The 17,629-nt window shown below is 70.9% G+C and carries 19 protein-coding genes; 10 read left to right on the top strand and 9 right to left on the bottom strand.

Annotation, left to right across the window (positions count from 1 at the left end; all coding sequences use genetic code 11):
• Positions 1–3: 3 nt before the first annotated feature.
• Positions 4–1,479 (bottom strand): leucyl aminopeptidase family protein, encoded by a 1,476-nt coding sequence (locus ACQEUX_RS30805; RefSeq protein WP_433055937.1) that lies wholly within the window; start codon positions 1,477–1,479, stop codon positions 4–6.
• 147 nt (positions 1,480–1,626) lie between these two features.
• Positions 1,627–1,794, bottom strand: a complete 168-nt coding sequence (locus ACQEUX_RS30800) for a DUF3117 domain-containing protein (protein WP_007455245.1) — start codon at positions 1,792–1,794, stop codon at positions 1,627–1,629.
• A 190-nt stretch (positions 1,795–1,984) separates the two neighbouring features.
• Between ACQEUX_RS30800 and ACQEUX_RS30795 the strand changes: the two genes are divergently transcribed.
• Both ACQEUX_RS30795 and ACQEUX_RS30790 read left to right on the top strand, forming a co-directional pair.
• On the top strand, positions 1,985–2,803 hold the full coding sequence (locus ACQEUX_RS30795) for a PaaX family transcriptional regulator (protein WP_433055934.1): 819 nt from the start codon (positions 1,985–1,987) through the stop codon (positions 2,801–2,803).
• Between the two features lie 4 nt (positions 2,804–2,807).
• Positions 2,808–3,599, top strand: coding sequence for an enoyl-CoA hydratase-related protein (locus ACQEUX_RS30790; RefSeq protein ID WP_433055931.1), 792 nt, complete (start codon positions 2,808–2,810; stop codon positions 3,597–3,599).
• A 9-nt stretch (positions 3,600–3,608) separates the two neighbouring features.
• Here ACQEUX_RS30790 and ACQEUX_RS30785 read toward each other — a convergent pair whose 3' ends face one another.
• Both ACQEUX_RS30785 and ACQEUX_RS30780 read right to left on the bottom strand, forming a co-directional pair.
• Complete coding sequence (locus tag ACQEUX_RS30785) at positions 3,609–4,232, bottom strand: hypothetical protein (protein WP_433055928.1); 624 nt, start codon at positions 4,230–4,232, stop codon at positions 3,609–3,611.
• Positions 4,233–4,245: 13 nt separating this feature from the next.
• The gene (locus tag ACQEUX_RS30780) at positions 4,246–4,827 is read right to left on the bottom strand and encodes a DNA-3-methyladenine glycosylase I (RefSeq protein WP_433055925.1); all 582 of its coding nucleotides are present in this window, start codon (positions 4,825–4,827) and stop codon (positions 4,246–4,248) included.
• Positions 4,828–4,964: 137 nt separating this feature from the next.
• Between ACQEUX_RS30780 and ACQEUX_RS30775 the strand changes: the two genes are divergently transcribed.
• Positions 4,965–5,858 (top strand): sterol desaturase family protein, encoded by an 894-nt coding sequence (locus ACQEUX_RS30775; protein WP_433055923.1) that lies wholly within the window; start codon positions 4,965–4,967, stop codon positions 5,856–5,858.
• Here the strand turns inward: ACQEUX_RS30775 and ACQEUX_RS30770 are convergent.
• Both ACQEUX_RS30770 and ACQEUX_RS30765 read right to left on the bottom strand, forming a co-directional pair.
• Positions 5,803–6,300 carry an SRPBCC family protein gene (locus ACQEUX_RS30770; RefSeq protein WP_433055920.1) on the bottom strand — a complete coding sequence of 166 codons (498 nt, stop codon included), beginning with the start codon at positions 6,298–6,300 and terminating at the stop codon, positions 5,803–5,805. The genes ACQEUX_RS30775 and ACQEUX_RS30770 overlap by 56 nt on opposite strands.
• Positions 6,297–6,929 carry a DivIVA domain-containing protein gene (locus ACQEUX_RS30765; protein WP_433055917.1) on the bottom strand — a complete coding sequence of 211 codons (633 nt, stop codon included), beginning with the start codon at positions 6,927–6,929 and terminating at the stop codon, positions 6,297–6,299. Before ACQEUX_RS30765 ends, ACQEUX_RS30770 begins: the two co-directional genes overlap by 4 nt.
• 154 nt (positions 6,930–7,083) lie before the next feature.
• Between ACQEUX_RS30765 and folP the strand changes: the two genes are divergently transcribed.
• Both folP and ACQEUX_RS30755 read left to right on the top strand, forming a co-directional pair.
• Positions 7,084–7,953, top strand: coding sequence for a dihydropteroate synthase (folP, locus tag ACQEUX_RS30760; protein ID WP_433055914.1), 870 nt, complete (start codon positions 7,084–7,086; stop codon positions 7,951–7,953).
• Between the two features lie 251 nt (positions 7,954–8,204).
• Entirely contained in the window at positions 8,205–9,263 is a 1,059-nt protein-coding gene (locus ACQEUX_RS30755) for an IS110 family transposase (RefSeq protein ID WP_433046162.1), read from the top strand.
• 73 nt (positions 9,264–9,336) lie between these two features.
• Here ACQEUX_RS30755 and ndhC read toward each other — a convergent pair whose 3' ends face one another.
• On the bottom strand, positions 9,337–9,714 hold the full coding sequence (gene ndhC, locus ACQEUX_RS30750) for an NADH-quinone oxidoreductase subunit A (protein WP_433055911.1): 378 nt from the start codon (positions 9,712–9,714) through the stop codon (positions 9,337–9,339).
• A gap of 129 nt (positions 9,715–9,843) precedes the next feature.
• On the opposite strand from ndhC, the gene ACQEUX_RS30745 reads away from it, so the two are divergent.
• The 3 genes from ACQEUX_RS30745 to ACQEUX_RS30735 all read left to right on the top strand — a co-directional run bounded on the left by ACQEUX_RS30745 (position 9,844) and on the right by ACQEUX_RS30735 (position 14,545).
• Positions 9,844–11,298, top strand: coding sequence for a hypothetical protein (locus ACQEUX_RS30745; RefSeq protein WP_433055909.1), 1,455 nt, complete (start codon positions 9,844–9,846; stop codon positions 11,296–11,298).
• A gap of 372 nt (positions 11,299–11,670) precedes the next feature.
• A complete protein-coding gene (locus ACQEUX_RS30740) occupies positions 11,671–13,518 on the top strand; it encodes a 2-oxoacid:acceptor oxidoreductase subunit alpha (protein WP_433055906.1) in 1,848 nt (615 codons plus the stop codon).
• Positions 13,511–14,545, top strand: coding sequence for a 2-oxoacid:ferredoxin oxidoreductase subunit beta (locus ACQEUX_RS30735; RefSeq protein WP_433055903.1), 1,035 nt, complete (start codon positions 13,511–13,513; stop codon positions 14,543–14,545). The genes ACQEUX_RS30740 and ACQEUX_RS30735 overlap by 8 nt, the downstream gene beginning before the upstream one ends.
• 69 nt (positions 14,546–14,614) lie before the next feature.
• Here ACQEUX_RS30735 and ACQEUX_RS30730 read toward each other — a convergent pair whose 3' ends face one another.
• The gene (locus tag ACQEUX_RS30730; protein WP_433055900.1) at positions 14,615–15,259 is read right to left on the bottom strand and encodes an FMN-dependent NADH-azoreductase; all 645 of its coding nucleotides are present in this window, start codon (positions 15,257–15,259) and stop codon (positions 14,615–14,617) included.
• A gap of 82 nt (positions 15,260–15,341) precedes the next feature.
• On the opposite strand from ACQEUX_RS30730, the gene ACQEUX_RS30725 reads away from it, so the two are divergent.
• On the top strand, positions 15,342–15,821 hold the full coding sequence (locus ACQEUX_RS30725; RefSeq protein WP_433055897.1) for a MarR family winged helix-turn-helix transcriptional regulator: 480 nt from the start codon (positions 15,342–15,344) through the stop codon (positions 15,819–15,821).
• Between the two features lie 36 nt (positions 15,822–15,857).
• Here ACQEUX_RS30725 and ACQEUX_RS30720 read toward each other — a convergent pair whose 3' ends face one another.
• Positions 15,858–16,871 (bottom strand): potassium channel family protein, encoded by a 1,014-nt coding sequence (locus tag ACQEUX_RS30720; protein WP_433055894.1) that lies wholly within the window; start codon positions 16,869–16,871, stop codon positions 15,858–15,860.
• A gap of 264 nt (positions 16,872–17,135) precedes the next feature.
• Between ACQEUX_RS30720 and ACQEUX_RS30715 the strand changes: the two genes are divergently transcribed.
• Positions 17,136–17,621 (top strand): helix-turn-helix domain-containing protein, encoded by a 486-nt coding sequence (locus tag ACQEUX_RS30715; protein WP_433055891.1) that lies wholly within the window; start codon positions 17,136–17,138, stop codon positions 17,619–17,621.
• Positions 17,622–17,629: the final 8 nt, after the last annotated feature.

The raw sequence follows: 17,629 nt of genomic DNA, 5'->3' as shown, positions 1-17,629 counted from the left end.
CGCTCAGTCGACGCTGGCCAGCCAACGCAGCAGCGAGCGCACACCCCAGCCCGTCGCGCCGCGGCTGACCTCGGCCTGGTCGCCGTCGGCCCAGGATGGGGCCGACATGTCCAGGTGCAGCCAGCGGTCCCGTAGTTCGCCGGTGAACTCGCGCAGGTAGAGCGCGGCGGTCACCGAGCCGGCACCCTGTGCCGGTGCGCTGTAGAGGTCGGCGATCTCGCTGCCCAGGTACTCGACGTAGTCGGTGTGCAGCGGCATCCGCCAGGCCGACTCGCCGGCCGCCTCGGCCGCTGCCAGCACGTCGGCGGCCAGCTGGTCGTTCTCGCTGTACAGGGCGGCGGTGCGCTTGCCCAGCGCCACGGCGTTGGCACCGGTGAGGGTGGCCAGGTCGAGCAGCAGGTCCGGTTTGAGCTGCTGCTCCGCGTACGCCAGCGCGTCGGCGAGGACCAGTCGCCCCTCGGCGTCGGAGTTGGTCGTCTCGCTGGTCGTCCCGCCGTAGTGCCGGACGATGTCGCCGGGGCGGAACGCCGAGCCGCTGACCATGTTCTCGGCGAGCGGGGCCAGCGTGGTGACCCGGACCGGCAGTCGCAGCGCGGCGGCGCCCAGGGTGGCGGCGACCACCGCGGCCGCGCCGGCCATGTCCTTTCGCATCAGCTTCATCGCCGGCACCGGCTTGATCGAGATGCCACCCGTGTCGAAGGTGATGCCCTTGCCGACCAGCACCACATGCGTGCGCGCGTCGGCTGGATGCCAGTCCAACTCGATCAGCCGGGGGCCGCTGGCCGAGCCGCCGCCCACGGCGAGGATCCCGCCGAAGCCCTCGGCGGCCAGCTCGGCCGGGCCACGGACCCGCAGTCGCAGGCCCGGCAGGTCGGTCGCGGCGGAGGCCACCTGGTCGGCGAACCACTGCGGGTTCTTCACCGAGGAGGGGGTGTTGGTCAGGTCACGGGCGAGATGGGTCATCGCCGCGGTGGTCCGGGCCGCCGCGACGGTCGTCTCGTACGCGGTGGGGTCGGTGTGCAGCAGGTCGACGCCGCTGAGCGCGGGAGGATCGCCAGCCTGGGTCAGCCGGAACCGGTACGGGGCGAGCAGCAGCCCCTCGGTCAACCCACGGATCGCGGCGGGAGTCACCTCGACCGGCAGCACGATGGTGATATGCGTCTCATCGGCAGCTGAGCGGGCCAGGGCCGCGCCAGCCGTCCGCCAGGCCGCCTCGCCGCCGTCGCCGATGCCGAGCAGCAGCAGCCGAGCGGGGGTACGCCCGGGGCGCACCTGGGTGTGGACCTCGCCGGCTCGGCCGGTCAGTCGGGCCGCCGGCACCAGTGCGGCGGCCTCGTCGGCCGTGCTGTCCGGGGGCGTCACGGCGGTCGGCATCGGCTCGGCCGGAGCGTCGCCCTCCGCTGCCGGATCGGCGGGACGGACAGGCAGGACGAGGACGTCGAGCCGGTCGGGCTCGGCGATCAGACGGATGGCGAGCACGCGGAACCGTACCTCCAGGGAAGTCTCGCGGAGCGGGATCTGCCCCGCCTGCCCGCACGGATGAAGACCCTGAGCCACCGGGGATCCCGGTGGCTCAGGGTCCGAAGAACGTTCCGGGCGGTGTAGACCGCCCGGACCACTCCTTACTCAGCCGGCCGCTGCCTTCAACGCGTCACCGAGCGCGTTGGCCTCGTCGGGAGTCATCTCGACGACGAGCCGGCCACCGCCCTCCAGCGGGACCCGCATGACGATGCCCCGACCCTCCTTGGTGACTTCCAGCGGACCGTCGCCCGTCCGCGGCTTCATCGCCGCCATGTTGTCTCCCCTCAGACCTACACCAGGGTCGGTGGGTTGCCCCACAGCCACTTCGTCACGACCACCCGCAACGGTCGCGGGGGTGTCGACCAACGATTTTCCCTGATGAACACCGCCGGACCCAAACCGGAGCAGCATTGATGTAACAGCATCTAGCTTATCTTGAGAAGGCCTGTCACAATGTGCGGTCATGCAGGCACGGTCGGCACTCTTCGACCTGTACGGCGACCACCTCCGTCCGAGGGGTGGCCGGGCACCGGTCGCCGCCCTGGTCAAGCTACTGGCGCCGCTGGGAATCGCACCGCCGGCTGTTCGCACCGCCGTCTCCCGGATGGTGCGTCAGGGCTGGCTCGAGCCACTCCGGTTGGCGTCCGGACCGGGTTATTCGATCACACCGAAAGCCGCCCGGCGACTCGACGAGGCAGCGGCCCGGATCTACCGGACCGGCCGGGTCACCTGGGACGGCCGGTTCGATCTGCTGGTGTTGGAGGCCCCGGGTTCCCGACGGGACCGGCAGCGGCTCGCCGCCAACCTCAGCTTCCTCGGCTACGGCACGCTCGACGAGCAGACGTGGGTGGCCACCCGCCCCGCCGAGGACGTCGACCTGCTGCTCGCCGAGACCGGCATCCGGTTCGAGCGGTTCACCGCCTCGCACTTCGCCGGCACACCCGGCGCGATGGGCGTGGTCCGGCGAGCGTGGAACCTGACCGAGATCGGCCGCGCCTACGAGCGATTCGTCGCCGAGCAGCGCCCACTGCTCGCGGCGGTCACCGTCCGCAGCAGCGACGAGGAGGCGTACGCGACCCGGTTCCGGCTCGTGCACGCGTGGCGTACCTTCCTGTTCCGGGACCCGCAGCTGCCCCCGGCACTGCTGCCCGAGCGCTGGCCCGGCACCGCCGCGGCCAGTTTCTTCGACCGGCACGCGACTCGCCTGCGTCCGGCCGCCGACCGGTACGTCGAACAGTGCCTCGACGCCGGCAACCGCATCGTCCGACAGAAGGGTCGTTAGACACGTGACCGAGCCGCTGCTGGTCGACCGGACCGACGCCGTCGTCACCCTCACGCTCAACCGGCCGAACGCGATGAACGCGCTCGACGTGCCGCTCAAGGAAGCGCTGCGGGACGCCCTGGCGCAGCTGGAGACGGACCGGTCCTGCCGGGCGGTCGTGCTGGCCGGAGCCGGTGGGTCGTTCAGCGCCGGGCAGGACCTGCGCGAGCACGTGTCCACCCTGGAAAACTCCGCCAGTGACCCGCTGGCCACCGTGCGGGCGCACTACAACCCGATCGCCGCCCGGCTCGCCAACCTGCCCAAGCCGGTGATCGCCGCGGTCCGCGGGATGGCTGCCGGGGCGGGCGCCTCACTGGCGTTCCTCGCCGACATCCGCATCGGGGGCCCGACCACCAGTTTCCTGATGGCCTTCGCCAAGGTCGGCCTCGCCGCCGACACCGGCGCCTCCTGGACGCTGCCCCGGCTGGTCGGCCACGCCAAGGCGGTGGAGCTGCTGATGCTGGCCGAGCCGGTTCGCGCCGAGGAGGCCTGCCGGCTGGGGCTGCTCAACCGGTTGATGGACGACGACGAGCAGGTGGTGCCGGCCGCCCAGGAACTGGCCGCCCGCCTCGCCGCAGGCCCCACCGTCGCGTACGGGGCGATCAAACGGCAGCTCTCCATCGCGGACGCCGGCACCCTCGCCGACGCCCTCGCGGCCGAGGCGCAGGCCCAGTCGATCTGCGGCGCCACCGCCGACCACCGGGCGGCCACGCTCGCCTTCGTCGGCAAGCAGAAGCCGGTCTTCGAGGGACGCTGAACGCCGCGCCTAGTCGTCCTCTTCCGGGTCCTGGTTGGCCTCCGCGCCCAGCACGAACGCCTGCATGGCCAGCTCGTCGCCGGACGGCGAGACGAAGGCGGGCAGCTCACGTGGGCCCAACTCCTGCACGTACGACCAGAACAGCCGCACCGCCTCGGCCGGCGTGCCAGCCTCGATCGGCAGGTCGAGGCTGACCAGCCAGGTGCGCCGCGTCGGGGGCGGACCGAGCTGGTCGGCCAGCGCCCGGAAGGCCGCCGGCTCCAGCGCGGTGACCGGCCCGTCGAGCGTCAGCAGGTCGGCCGGCACCGGCTCGTCGAAGGCCCGCCGGGTGTACGCGACGACGAGCGTCCCCGGCTCGACCGGGGACTGCGGGTCGTCCGGGTCTTCCCGGTGGCGCTGAGCCGGCGCGGTGACCCGGCCGAGCGCCACCAGCCGCGGCGGCCCGTCGGCCAGAACCGCCACCCGGTCACCCGGCACCGGCCGGGCGACGTCGGTCAGACCGGTCAGCTCCAACGTGTCGTGGTGCACGAGCCGCTCGGCGTCGTACCGCTCGGCTGGCAGCAGCACGGCCCAGGTTCCCACCCCGTCGGCACGGCCGGTTCCACCGGCCCGGTACGCGGTCTCGGTCGTCATGTCTGCCATCCCATCATGTCGCCGGTGGGAGCGTGACGTGACAGCCGACGATGTGATCGTCGACCATGCCGGTGGCCTGCATCAGCGCGTACGCGGTCGTCGGACCCACGAACCGGAAGCCACGCTTCTTGAGCGCCTTGGCCATCGCCGTCGACTCCGCGGTGATCGGCGCGAGCTCGGCGAACGAGGCGGGGCGGGCCGGCCGGGGCTCCGGTGCGAAGGACCAGAGCAGCGCGGACAACCCTTCCGGCAGCTCCAGTGCGGCGCGGGCGTTGGCGACCGCCGCCTCGATCTTGGCCCGGTTACGGACGATGCCGGCGTCGGCGAGCAGCCGGGTCACGTCGGCATCGTCGTAGCCGGCGACGGTCGCGATGTGGAACTCGTCGAAGGCCAGCCGAAACGCCGGGCGTTTGCGCAGGATGGTCAGCCAGGAAAGCCCCGACTGGAACGCCTCCAGCGTCATCCGCTCGTAGAGCGCGTCGTCGCCGTGCAACGGCCTCCCCCACTCGGTGTCGTGGTAGACGGCGTAGTCGGGGGTGCTCGACCCCCAGGCGCAGCGAGCCAGCCCGTCGGCACCGATCACCAGGTCAGTCACCTCGTACACGCTAGGGCATCGGACCGACACCCCATTGCCACCGGCCGCCCAGCTGCCTATGGTGCTTGTTACCGACCGGTAGGCCGGAGTCGCCCAACGGTGCTCCCCGGCCGGTGACGGCGAGCGGAGGCCGCGCGATGAAGGAGTTCCCGGACGTCATCGCCTGGTCGATCCCGGCCTTCCTGCTGCTCATCGCGCTGGAGCGGATCTCCTACCTGCTGCACCGCGACGACGACGAGGTCGGCTACGGCGGCGCGGACACCGCGACCAGCCTGGCGATGGGGCTGGGCAGCGTCTTCACCGACCTGCTCTGGAAGGTGCCGATCGCCGCCGCGTACGCGTTGCTCTACGCGCTCACCCCGCTGCGGGTGGCCGAGGTTTGGTGGAGCTGGCCGCTGATCCTGCTCGCCCAGGACTTCTTCTACTACTGGTCGCACCGCGGTCACCACGTGATCCGGATCCTCTGGGCCTCGCACGTGGTGCACCACTCGTCGCAGCGGTTCAACCTCTCCACCGCTCTGCGCCAGCCGTGGACCGGCCTGACCAGTTGGGTCTTCTACATCCCGCTGATCCTGGCCGGCGTCCACCCGGCGGTGGTCGCGTTCTGCGGCTCGGTCAACCTGCTCTACCAGTTCTGGATCCACACCGAACGAATCGACCAGATGCCGCGCTGGTACGAGGCGATGTTCAACACCCCGTCGCACCACCGGGTGCACCACGCCTCGCAGGGCGGCTACCTGGATCGCAACTTCGGCGGCATCCTGATCGTCTGGGACCGGCTGTTCGGCTCGTTCGCGCCGGAGCGGGAGCGCTGCGTGTACGGCCTGACGAAGAACATCGGCAGCTACAACCCGGTCCGGGTGGCCTTCCACGAGTACGCCTCGATCGCCCGGGACCTCCGCGCCGCGGCAAGCTGGCGGCACCGCGTCGGGCATCTCTTCCGGTCGCCGGGCTGGCACCCGACACCGGGCGTGGTCAGGGCAGCCGGCCCTGCTCGACCAGACGGGCGAACCTCTTCAGCGCCTGGGTGAGGCCGAGCTTGGAGCCGGGCCAGAGCACCGGCCACGCCAGTCGACCGACCCGGCCGCCCGGTAGGTGGAACCACTCGTGCCAGACGACCTGGGTACGAGCACGGCCCAGCTGGGTGCAGCGCAGCACGCCCGGGCCGCGCAGCAACTGGCCGTAGTGCACCACACCGATCTCGTACGGCTCGTCGACGCGGACCACCCGCATCTCGTCGCGCAGCGTCGCCCGGCCGAGCGCCGTCACCGCCTCGATCCGGCTGCCCTCGCGCCCGTCGCCGTCGACCACCCGCACGCGGGTGAACGGAATCCAGTCGGACTGACGGTCCCAGGCGAGCAACGCCGCGAAGACCCGCTCCGCCGGGGCGTCGACGATCACCGTTGCGGTCACCTCACCGGCGCCGGGTTGGGCTGCCTCCCGAAGATCGTCAGCGCCCTCCGGGCCGGTCACGCCAACTCCGACCGCACCACCGCGCCGTGTTGCCCCGTGCCGTCGGCGGATGCGCCGTCGGTCTGCTCGCGATCGGTCTGCTCACGATCGGTCGGCTCACCGTCGACCGGCGCGACCGCTGGTGCCACGCCGTCGGAATCCGCCGGGGACGAGGTGGCGGCGGGCAGCGCGCCCGCACCAGCCGAGCCGACCGGAGCCGCGCCGGAGCCGGCGTCCCCGTCCAGCGGAACATCCGCGCCCGGCTCGGCCACGTCCGCGTTCGTCCCCTTGCCGGCGGACTGCTCACGGGCCTGACGCAGCACGTCCGCGTCGTCGACGCGTCCTTCACGCAACGCGATGACCTCCGACTCCAGTACGCCGATCAGCTCCGACTTGTAGCCGATGTCGTAGGCGGCGCGGCGCATCGCCTGATCGACCTGGGCCATCCGGTACCCGCGCAACCCGGTGTCGAAACGGACCGCCGACACATCCGATTCGTGCAACGGCCGGGTGCCGGGCAACGCCACGGCCTGCGAATCGGGCTCGGCGGGCACCAGGCCGGGATCACGGCCGGTGACCAGCACCGTCACACCGAATATCACCGCCGCGACGGTCAACGCCACGACCAGGAGGAGCAGAAGCTGACCCATGCACTGATCGTGGCATGGCAGCCGGCCGGGAGCGACCCCGCCACCCGTCCCGATCACGATCGGTGCCGACGCCCGCCCGGAGTTGCGGCCGGGCGACCGACTAGCGTCGGGATCGGCCGACGCGGCGGCGACGGCGGACTCTCAGGAGGCGGGCATGGCCGGGGCGCTTCGGCTGGGTGGGCGCACGTTCGCCCCCGGTGAGCTGGTGGTGATGGCGATCATCAACCGCACACCGGACTCGTTCTTCGACCGGGGGGCCACCTACGCCGCCGACAGCGCTCTGCGCGCGGTGGAACGCGCGGTGGACGAGGGCGCGGCCATCATCGACATCGGCGGGGTCAAGGCCGGCCCCGGCGTGAACGTGGACGTCGCCGAGGAGATCCGGCGCACGGTGGACACCATCGCCGCCGTCCGGACCGCGTTCCCGGAGGTGGTGATCTCCATCGACACCTGGCGTGCCGAGGTGGCGACCGAGGCCGTGGCAGCCGGCGCCGACCTTCTCAACGACACGTGGTCGGGCGCCGACCCGGCGCTGGCCCAGGTGGCCGCGCAGACCGGCGCGGGCCTGGTCTGCTCGCACGCCGGCGGCCTGACACCGCGGACCAGGCCGCACCGGGCCGCCTTCGACGACGTGGTCGCCGACGTGGTCGCGACGGTGACCGGGCTCGCCGAGCGCGCGGTGGCGGCAGGGGTACGCCCCGACGGTGTCCTCATCGACCCGGCACACGACTTCGGCAAGAACACCCGGCACTCCCTGGAGATCACCCGCCGCCTGGGCGAGCTGACCGGAACCGGCTGGCCGGTGCTGGTGGCGCTCTCCAACAAGGACTTCATCGGTGAGACGTTGGACCTGCCGGTGGCCGAACGGCTGGAGGGGACGCTCGCCGCGACGGCGGTGTCGGCCTGGTTGGGCGCCCGGGTGTTCCGGGCCCACCAGGTCGGCCCGACCCGCCGGGTACTGGACATGGTGGCCTCGATCCGAGGCGACCGTCCGCCGACGGCGACCCGCCGGGGTCTGGCCTGACTGTGAGCATGGCGGGGTCGGTTCAGCAGTGGTGAGCTGATAGCTGGCAGTGGTGGGCGTGACTCTTGGCCTGACTGGCTTTGTGCCTTTGGCTGGACTTGTCCGTCCGCTGCTGCCGGCGCCGGCCCGGCGGGAGACGTTTGGCCTGATCAGGAGCTTGACCGCCAGTTAGCGGCTGGCGTGTCTCATCACAGTCCTGCCATCTCCGCACCGGACCGGACCTTTGCGTCCCCACGGTGAGGAGAGAACGCATGTCCATGCTGGCAGATCTGGTCGAGGTCGTCATCGGCGTCGACACGCACAAAGACACCCACACTGCTGCGCTGCTCGATACCCGCACCGGCGGGGTCTTGGCGCGGATCACGGTCAACACCGACGCAGACGGCTACGCGCAGCTGGTGGCCCTGGCCGGACAGCATTCAGGGCTGCGGGCCTGGGCCCTCGAGGGCTCCGGCGGCTACGGCGCCGGCCTCGCCCGACACCTGGCCGATGCCGGTGAGCTGCTCGTCGAACTGGACCGGCCGCTGCGACCGGCCCGCCGGGCCGGGGCGAAGTCTGACCCGATCGACGCCGAACGCGCCGCCCGCGACGCCCTGGCCCGCACGCGGCTGGCGCAGCCCAAGACCGGCGCGCAACGAGCAGCACTGCAGGTGCGGCTGACCGCCCGCCGAGCGGCCGTGGAAGCCAGTGCTGACGCTCAGCGGCAGCTGCACGCGTTGGTGATCACCGCTCCCGAGGTGGTGCGGGCCCGCTTCCGCGGCCAGAGCACCCGGGCCATGCTCACCACCGCCACCCGACTACGCCCCTCCAGCAGCGCGGATATCGACGTGTTCACCTGCCTGACCGTGCTGCGCGACCTCGCCCGCCGCGTCCGCTTCCTCGAAGCCGAAGCCGCCGAACACGAAAGGGCGATCCGCACGATCGTCCGCTCCTGGCGACCCGACCTACTCGACCTCACCGGAGTCGGACCGATCGTTGCCGCCACCGTGCTCACCGCCTGGTCCCACCCCGGACGCTGCCGAAACGACGCCGCGTTCGCCATGCTCGCCGGCGCCGCCCCGATCCCCGCATCATCAGGAAAGACCATCCGCTACCGGCTCAACCGCTCAGGCGACCGCCAACTCAACCGCGCCCTGCACACCATCGTCCTGACCCGCCTACAACGCGACCAGGACACCCGCGCCTACGCCGAACGGCGCCGCGCCCAAGGCAAAACCGACCGAGAGATCAAACGCTGCCTCAAACGCTACGTCGCCCGCGAAATCTACCGACGCCTCGAAACCCCACCCCAAACACTTGACCCGGCATAGGAGCGTCCGGTCGTCGCCGTAACCGACCGCGAACGGCCGGGCGGGCCGGCACGATCGCCGGAGGTCGCGACGCTCAGGTCCAGCGGAGGATGTTCCTACGCCAGGCATAGAGGATGCCGAGCGCGAGCACCGCCACGAACACCGCCATCTCCACCACCGTCACCAGACCGAAGCCCGGCCGGTCGAAGACCACCGCCCAGGGGAAGAGAAACACCGCCTCGACCGCGAACAGCACGTAGAGGTACGCGTAGACGTAGTAGCGGATCTGCATCTGTGCCCAGTCCGCGCCGACCGGGTCGAGCCCGCACTCGTAGCTGGCCCGCTTGCCCGGCGGATCGGCCGGACGCATGGGACGTAACACCCGGTTCGCCGCAAACGCCGTAACGAAGAACAGGACGCTGGCGAGCAGTAAGAGCCCGAGCGTCGCGTACGAGCCCAGGTATCCGGTCACAGTCCGGAGCCTACCGTCCGCCAGGAAGAGCCGTCCCAAACACGTTACGGATTTGTTTCCAGATGGGACTAGTGCACCGGGGCAATTGTTACCGAATATTGGACACCCACCCATGTCACCGGAGGACAGATGGCCCGCGTGAAGGCGTCGCCCGGTAACCGGGCGGAGGGGCGGCGTCCCACGCCCCTGCTGGCGACCGCGCTCGCGCTCGGTCTGCTCGCGGCGCTCGCCGCGGCCCCGGCGTGGGCCAGCGCGACAGCGCCGGAGGCGGACCCGGTCGTGACGCTGACCGACCCGGTCAGCGACCCCGAGGCAGACCCCGAGACCACCCCGGCGGAGGAACCCACCCCCACCGAGGACCCGAGTGATCCGGGGCCGACGGACCCGGCGCCGGAGACCACCGCGCCACCGCCGGTGACGACGCCGCCGGTGCCGGTGACCACGGCCCCGGACGTGCCGCCGACCATCACCGCGCCCGCACCGGGCGGCACGACCCGACCGCCCACGCCGGCGCCCCCGGTGCTCACGGTTCCCCCGGTTCCGCCGACGCCGCCGGTTCCGCCGGTACGCCCGCCCGCTCCGGGTTCGGCGGCACCGCCGCCGGCGCACCCCCTGGGCGTGCAGGTCACCACCCAGGACGTTACCCTCACCGAGGCGTACTGGAACCAGGCCAGCACGGCCACGACATTGCAGGTCACGGTGAGCAACACCGGCACGACGGCGCAACGGATCCGGCTCTCCTACACGCTGCCCGCCGGCCTGACCGACGCCGGGACGAAGGGCTGCGCCGCCGCCGGTGGCGGCACCTACCGCTGTGGGGCCTGGACGGCCGCGGCCGGCGTCCGGTTCAGCACTCTGCTGCGGCTGCGGGTGGACGGCGCCGCGTGGAAGCAGATGCCCCTCGGCGGCTCCGTCCAGGTCACCGCGAACGCGCCGGGAGTGCCCGGGCAGGCGATCGACGACCAGGGCTTCGCGGTGCTCTTCCCGCCCGGTCCGCCAGCGCCCGGGATCGCCCTAGCCGCAGACGAGGTGGCCTTCGACATCAGCGGCGCGGCCAGCACCCTCACGCTTCGGCTGGGCAACACCGGCGCGGTGGACGCCGCAGGCCGGGTCGAGGTGGTCCTGCCGGCCGGGGTGACCGTGCCGGCCCCACCGCTCGGCTGCGTGGCGGTCGACCCGACCCGGACCCGCTGTGACGCGGGCCTGGTGGCGGCGGGCGAGACCGCCGAGTTTCGGCTGCCGGTGGAGGCGACTCCGCAGGCCCAGCGGGAAGCGCCATTGTCCGGCGCCGTCATCGGCCACCTCGACCCGCGCAGCGGCCCGACCCGGCAGGTGCAGATGAGCTTCCGGATCACCGCGGCGGCCGCGCTGGCCACGCCGGTGGTCTCACCGCCCGCGCCGACCGGCTCCCAGGGCGTACTCCCGGCCGGCGCCGCCGAGGACGAGGGCGGGATGACCTCGGTGCGGCGCACCGCGGTCATCCTGATCGCGGTCTCCGCGCTGCTGGTGGTGCTGGCTCTCACGCTGGCCACCACCTCGCTGCGCCGCCGACTCACCGGCCCCGCACCCAGCCCCGCCGACTGATCGACGGGCGACCACGACCGAGCCCGGCCGGGGTCGTCGGAGCGGCCCGGTGGTGATCTGAATTACGGCGGGCGGGGCGTAAGGCCGCAAACCTGGGCATTTCTCGGGTCAGTTGGGTCCCAGTCGGCGGACCTCCGGGGATAGTTAGGGCTCCCTTAGACGTAGGCTCTCAGGTGAGGAACGACAGCGGCCGGACCAGCCTGGAGCGGTGCGGTGAAACGTCGCGTCAAGGAGGTCCTGTGACCGGGCAAGGCGAGGTCACCATCATGTTCAGCCGCCCGCGCGATCGCGCGCAGCGAAGCGAGGTGCAGGCGTGAGCGCGAGGAGTGAGCCGGTGTTGCGAGCCCCGCAGTCGCGAACGAAGGTGGCACAGTGACCAAGCAGATCCGTCAACTTGACCGGGTGGTCATCCGGTTCGCCGGTGACTCCGGCGACGGCATGCAGTTGACCGGTGACCGGTTCACCTCGGAGACGGCGCAGTTGGGTAATGACATTTCCACGTTGCCGAATTTCCCCGCTGAGATTCGGGCTCCTGCTGGGACTTTGCCGGGTGTGTCGAGTTTCCAGGTGCATTTCGCCGATTACGACATCCTCACCCCGGGTGACGCGCCGAATGTGTTGGTGGCGATGAACCCGGCGGCGTTGAAGGCGAACCTGGCTGATCTGCCGCGTGGTGCGGACATCATCGTGAACACTGATGAGTTCACCAGGCGCAACCTGGCGAAGGTCGGTTACCAGTCCAACCCGCTGGATGATGACTCGCTGGCCGGGTATGTGGTGCATCCGGTGGCGTTGACGTCGATGACGGTGGGTGCGCTCGCCGCGTTCGAGGTGTCGAAGAAGGACGCTGAGCGGTCGAAGAACATGTTCGCCCTGGGTCTGTTGTCGTGGATGTATTCGCGGCCGTTCGAGTCGACGTTGCGGTTTTTGGAGCGGAAGTTCGCGGCTCGTCCGGAGTTGGTCGCGGCGAACGTGGCCGCGTTCCGGGCCGGGTGGAACTTCGGTGAGACGACCGAGGACTTCGCGGTGCGTTATGAGGTGAAGCCGGCGAAGATGACGCCGGGCACCTACCGCAACATCACCGGTAACGCGGCGTTGTCGTTGGGGTTGGTCGCCGCGGGGGTTCGTTCCGGGTTGCCGGTGTTCCTCGGCGCGTACCCGATCACGCCGGCGTCGGACATCCTGCACGAGTTGAGTAAGCACAAGCGTTTCGGTGTGCTCACGGTGCAGGCCGAGGATGAGATCGCCGCCGTCGGCGCCGCCCTGGGCGCCTCGTACGGCGGATCGTTGGGGGTGACGACCACCAGCGGTCCGGGTGTGGCCCTCAAGAGTGAGACGATCTCGTTGGCGGTGGCGTTGGAGTTGCCGCTGGTGATCGTGGACGTGCAGCGTGCCGGTCCGTCGACGGGTATGCCGACGAAGACGGAGCAGGCCGATCTCAACATGGCGCTCTACGGTCGCCACGGTGAGGCGCCGGTCGCGGTGATCGCCCCCCGCTCGCCGTCGGACTGTTTCTTCGCGGCGTTGGAGGCGGCCCGGATCGCGTTGACCTACCGCACCCCGGTGATCCTGTTGTCCGACAACTACGTCGCCAACGGCTCCGAGCCGTGGCTGCTGCCGGACGTGGAGTCGCTGCCCGATCTGCGGGTCGAGTTCGCCACCGCACCCAACGGGGAGGACGGCACCACGTTCCTGCCCTACCTGCGGGACCCGCAGACCCTGGCCCGACCGTGGGCGATCCCCGGCACCGCCGGCCTGGAGCACCGCATCGGTGGGTTGGAGAAGGCCGACAAAACCGGCGACATCTCCTACGACCCGGCCAACCACGACTTCATGGTCCGCACCCGCGCGGCCCGGATCGAGACGATCCCGGTGCCGGACATCGAGGTGGAGGACCCCGACGGCGACGCCCGGGTGCTGGTGCTGGGTTGGGGCTCGACGTACGGGCCGATCGGCGCGGCGTGCCGCGGGCTACGCCAGCGGGGCCTGTCCGTCGCCCAGGCGCACCTGCGGCACCTGGCCCCGATGCCAGCCAACCTCGGCGAGGTGCTGCGCTCCTACGACAAGGTCGTCATCCCGGAGATGAACCTGGGCCAACTCGCCCACGTCATCCGGGCCCGCTACCTCGTCGACGCGATCAGCTACAACCAGGTCCGCGGCCTCCCGTTCACGGCCACCGAGCTGGAGACGACGCTGGAAGAGGTCCTGAAGAATGTCTGAGCCCGTCACCCTCAAGCTCACCGCGAAGGACTTCAAGTCCGACCAAGAGGTCCGCTGGTGCCCCGGCTGCGGTGACTACGCGATCCTGGCAGCCATCCAACAGTTCATGCCGGAGCTGAACATCCCCCGCGAACGCACCGTCTTCGTCTCCGGGATCGGCTGCTCGTCGCGTTTCCCGTACTACATGAACACCTACGGAATGCACTCGATCCACGGCCGCGCCCCAGCGATCGCGACCGGCCTGTCAGTGTCCCGCCCCGACCTGTCAGTCTGGGTCGTCACCGGCGACGGCGACGCCCTCTCCATCGGCGGCAACCACCTCATCCACGCCCTACGCCGCAACGTCAACCTCAAGATCCTGCTGTTCAACAACCGGATCTACGGCCTGACCAAAGGCCAGTACTCGCCCACCTCCGAAGTCGGCAAAATCACCAAGTCGACCCCGGCCGGCTCGGCCGACGCCCCGTTCAACCCACTCTCACTCGCCCTCGGCGCCGAAGCCAGCTTCGTCGGCCGCACCATCGACTCCGACCGCAAACACCTCCAGTCAGTGCTACGAGCCGCCGCCGAACACGAAGGCTCAGCGTTCGTCGAGATCTACCAAAACTGCAACATCTTCAACGACGGCGCATTCGACCAACTCAAAGACCCCACCACCCGCGACGACTACCTCATCCGCCTGGAACACGGACAACCGATCACCTTCGGCGCCGACGGGCAGTTCTGCGTCGTACACCCCCCGGGCGGCTTCGGCCTGGAAGTCCGCGACACCAACTCGGTCCGCCCCGACGAGATCGTCGTACACGACGCCACGGTAACCGACCCGGCATACGCCTTCGCACTGTCCCGACTACCCGGCCTCGACCTGCGCAACACCCCCATCGGAGTGTTCCGCTCAGTCGACCGCCCGTCCTACGACAGCGTCGTACAGAGCCAACTCACGGCCGCCAAAGCCACCGTCACCGAAACCCCCGAACAGCAACTCGCCGGCCTACTGAACAGCGGCGACACCTGGACCATCCTCTGATCCGTCGTACCTGACGAGAGCGGCCGTCCCTGAAACGGGGGCGGCCGCTCTCGTCGTACCGGCAACGCCTCAGCGCTGGGCCGAGGCCGGCAGCCAGAGGCTGTCGATCTCCTTCTCGGCCGCCGCGAGGCTCGCCTCGTGCAGCGGGATCAGCTCCGCCATCGCCGGCACCGAGGTGGAGAGGGTCAGTTCGGTGCTGATGAAGCGCGGCTCCATGCCGGTGAGCGACAAGCCGTGCGGGAGCCACGGCTCAGCGTGGTCCCAGCCGTTGCGCGGGGTGCCCTCGCCGTAGCCGCCACCCCGGGTGGCCACCACCACGAACTCGCGGTCGCCGAGCAGGCCCTGCTGGGTCGTCGGGTCGTACGCGAGGCCGGGCACGATCAGGTGGTCGACCCACGCCTTGACGCTGCTGGGCGCGCCGTAGTTGTAGAGCGGCAGCCCGAGCAGCACCACGTCGGCCTGCTTCACCTCGTCGACCAGCCGCTCGCTGAGCTCCCAGGATTCGCGCTGCGCCGGGGTGTGCTGGTCCGGTGGCGTCATCCGAGCCAGGCCGCCCTCCGAGTCCAGGTGCGGCAGCGGATTCGCGCCCAGGTCCCGGTAGGTGACCGTGCCGTCCGGATGGGCCGCACGCCACGTGGAGACCGCGCGGGCGGTGAGCCGCCGGCTGACCGACCACTCGCCCCGAATGCTTGAGTCGATATGCAGCAGATGCATTATTCCCCCTCCAATGATCGTCTGTGCAGCACAAACTATTTATAGCAGGCCGATGTTCCTCTGGCTCGGTAGACTGAGTCACATGTCCGCGCCGCCGCTTGACCCTTCGGAGCACCGCTCGGGCGCACTCCTGGACCACCTGGCCCGGCGGATGCGACTGAGGTCGGAGTCGGTGCTGGCGCCGCTGGGCCTACGCCCCCGGCATCTGGTCGCGCTCACGGTGCTGCGCGCCGGCGGCGGCACCGGTCAACAGGCGCTCGCCACCATCCTGGAAATGGACAGCACCAACATCGTCGGGCTGCTCAACGACCTGGAAGCGAAGCAGCTGATCGAGCGTCGACGCTCACCAGAAGACCGCCGCCGGCACGTCGTCGAACTGACCGAAGACGGGGCAAAACGCCTCAGCGAGGCCGAGTGTGCCCTCGCCAGCGCTGAGGACGAGGTGCTGGGGGCACTGGATCCGACCGAGCGGGAGACGCTCTACGAGCTGCTCCGGCGGGCCTCCACCGCGACGTCGGTCAACTGCACCGAGGCGATCTGCGCCGCCGACGACGCCTGCTGACGCTGCACCTCTGACGCCGCCGCAGCGGCAGGACGGTCAGGCGGTCGTGGCCGACTGGGGGCGGTCGTCGCGCACGTGCACCAGCATGTCGCCGGTCTCGATCACCGCGCCGGCCCGGTCGGCCAGGGTGACCACCTTGCCCCGCCGCACCAGGGCGATCACCAACGAGTCGAGCTCACGCGGCGAGCGACCCACCTCGTCCCGCTCCGCCGAGCGCATCGCCAGCGCCATGCCCTGGCCGGGAGTGAGCAGATCCTCCACCACGTCGATCAGCGGCGGCGCCGAGGTGGACAGGCCGAGCAGCCGGCCCGCGGTGGCCGAGGAAACGATCACGTGGTGCGCGCCGCTCTGCTTGAGCAGCGGAGCGTTCTCCGCCTCCCGCGCCGCCGCGATGATCCGGACCTGTCCGGCGGTGAGCTGCCGTACGGTCAGCGCGACCAGCACCGACGCATCGTCGCTGTCGGTCGCGATGATCACGGCCTTCGCGTTGCGGACGTGCGCCTCGTTCAGCACCGACGAGCGGGTCGCCGAGCCCTCGATCGCCACCAGCCCGGCGGAGGTGGCCTGCCGCAGAGCGGCGGCGCTGCGCTCCACCACCACGATCCGCGACCGGTCCAGACCGTTCTCCATCAGCGCGGAGACCGCGCTGCGCCCCTTGGTGCCGTAGCCGCAGATGATGACGTGGTCCTTCACGCTTCTCCTCCACCGCGACAGGCGACGGCCGGTCCGGTACTGCTCGGTCAGAACTTCCAGGGTGGTGCCGACCAGGATGATCAGGAAGATCACTCGGGCCGGGGTGATGAAGAGGACGTTGACCAGCCGGGCCGACGGCGTGGCCGGCGTGATGTCGCCGTAGCCGGTGGTGGAGAGCGAAACGACCGCGTAGTAGAAGCAGTCGAGCAGGGTGAGGCCGTCCTCGTTGACGTCGCGGTAGCCGTCCCGACCCAGGTAGACCGCGGCGACCACGGCGAAGACCAGGCCCAGGGCGGCCGCGAGCCGTAGGCTCAGCGCGCTCAGCGGGCCCCGGCGCTGCGCGGGAAAATGGATCACCGTCGAACCTGCTCCGCCACTGTCGCCTGCACGCCCACAACATAGCGGGTACGCCGTTCACCGCACGTCCGGGTTGGGCAGGGGACAACCGAGGCCGACGACGAATACACCGAGTACGTCCGATCCCGGATGGTCCAGTGGCGACGGACCGCCTACCTCGCCCGCGCCGATTCGGCGGTGCGGCCCGCACGGGTCGGTCCGGACGGCCGGTGACGTGCATGATGGGGTTGTCCTCCCGACGACGACCGCGAGAGTGAGGCCGGCATGTCGTTGCTGCGACGAGTGATCGGCGGGGTGTTGCGCCGCCTGCGGCAGAGCCAGGGCCGCACGCTACGTGAGGTGGCCGCGTCCGCCGGGGTTTCCGTGCCCTACCTGTCCGAGGTCGAGCGGGGCCGCAAGGAGGCTTCCTCAGAGGTGCTCGCGGCGATCTGCCGGGCGCTCGGCATCCGCCTCTCCGACCTGTTGGAGGAGGCTCGCGATGACCTGCGCAGGGTCGAACCCCGCATTCCGACCGCACCACGTGCCGCGCTGACCCGGTTGGAACGCGCCTCGGTCGTCCGACAGGAGGCAGGCCGGCACACCCTGCGCACCAGCGGCCCGATCCTGCACCGGGCGCCCGGGGCGAGCGGGCCGACCCTCTGCGTCGGGGCGAAGGCCTCCGCCGGAGGCTCGCGCCCCGGTCCGCGTACCGCCGCGCTGCGGGGTTGTGTGTGGGCCCGGGCGGGGGCGCGGCGGCTGACCGCCGCGTAGGCCGCGCG

Origin of the sequence: Micromonospora sp. CA-259024 (assembly GCF_050936255.1) — a bacterium.
GTDB lineage: Bacteria > Actinomycetota > Actinomycetes > Mycobacteriales > Micromonosporaceae > Micromonospora.
This window is presented reverse-complemented; position numbering and strand designations above follow the sequence as displayed.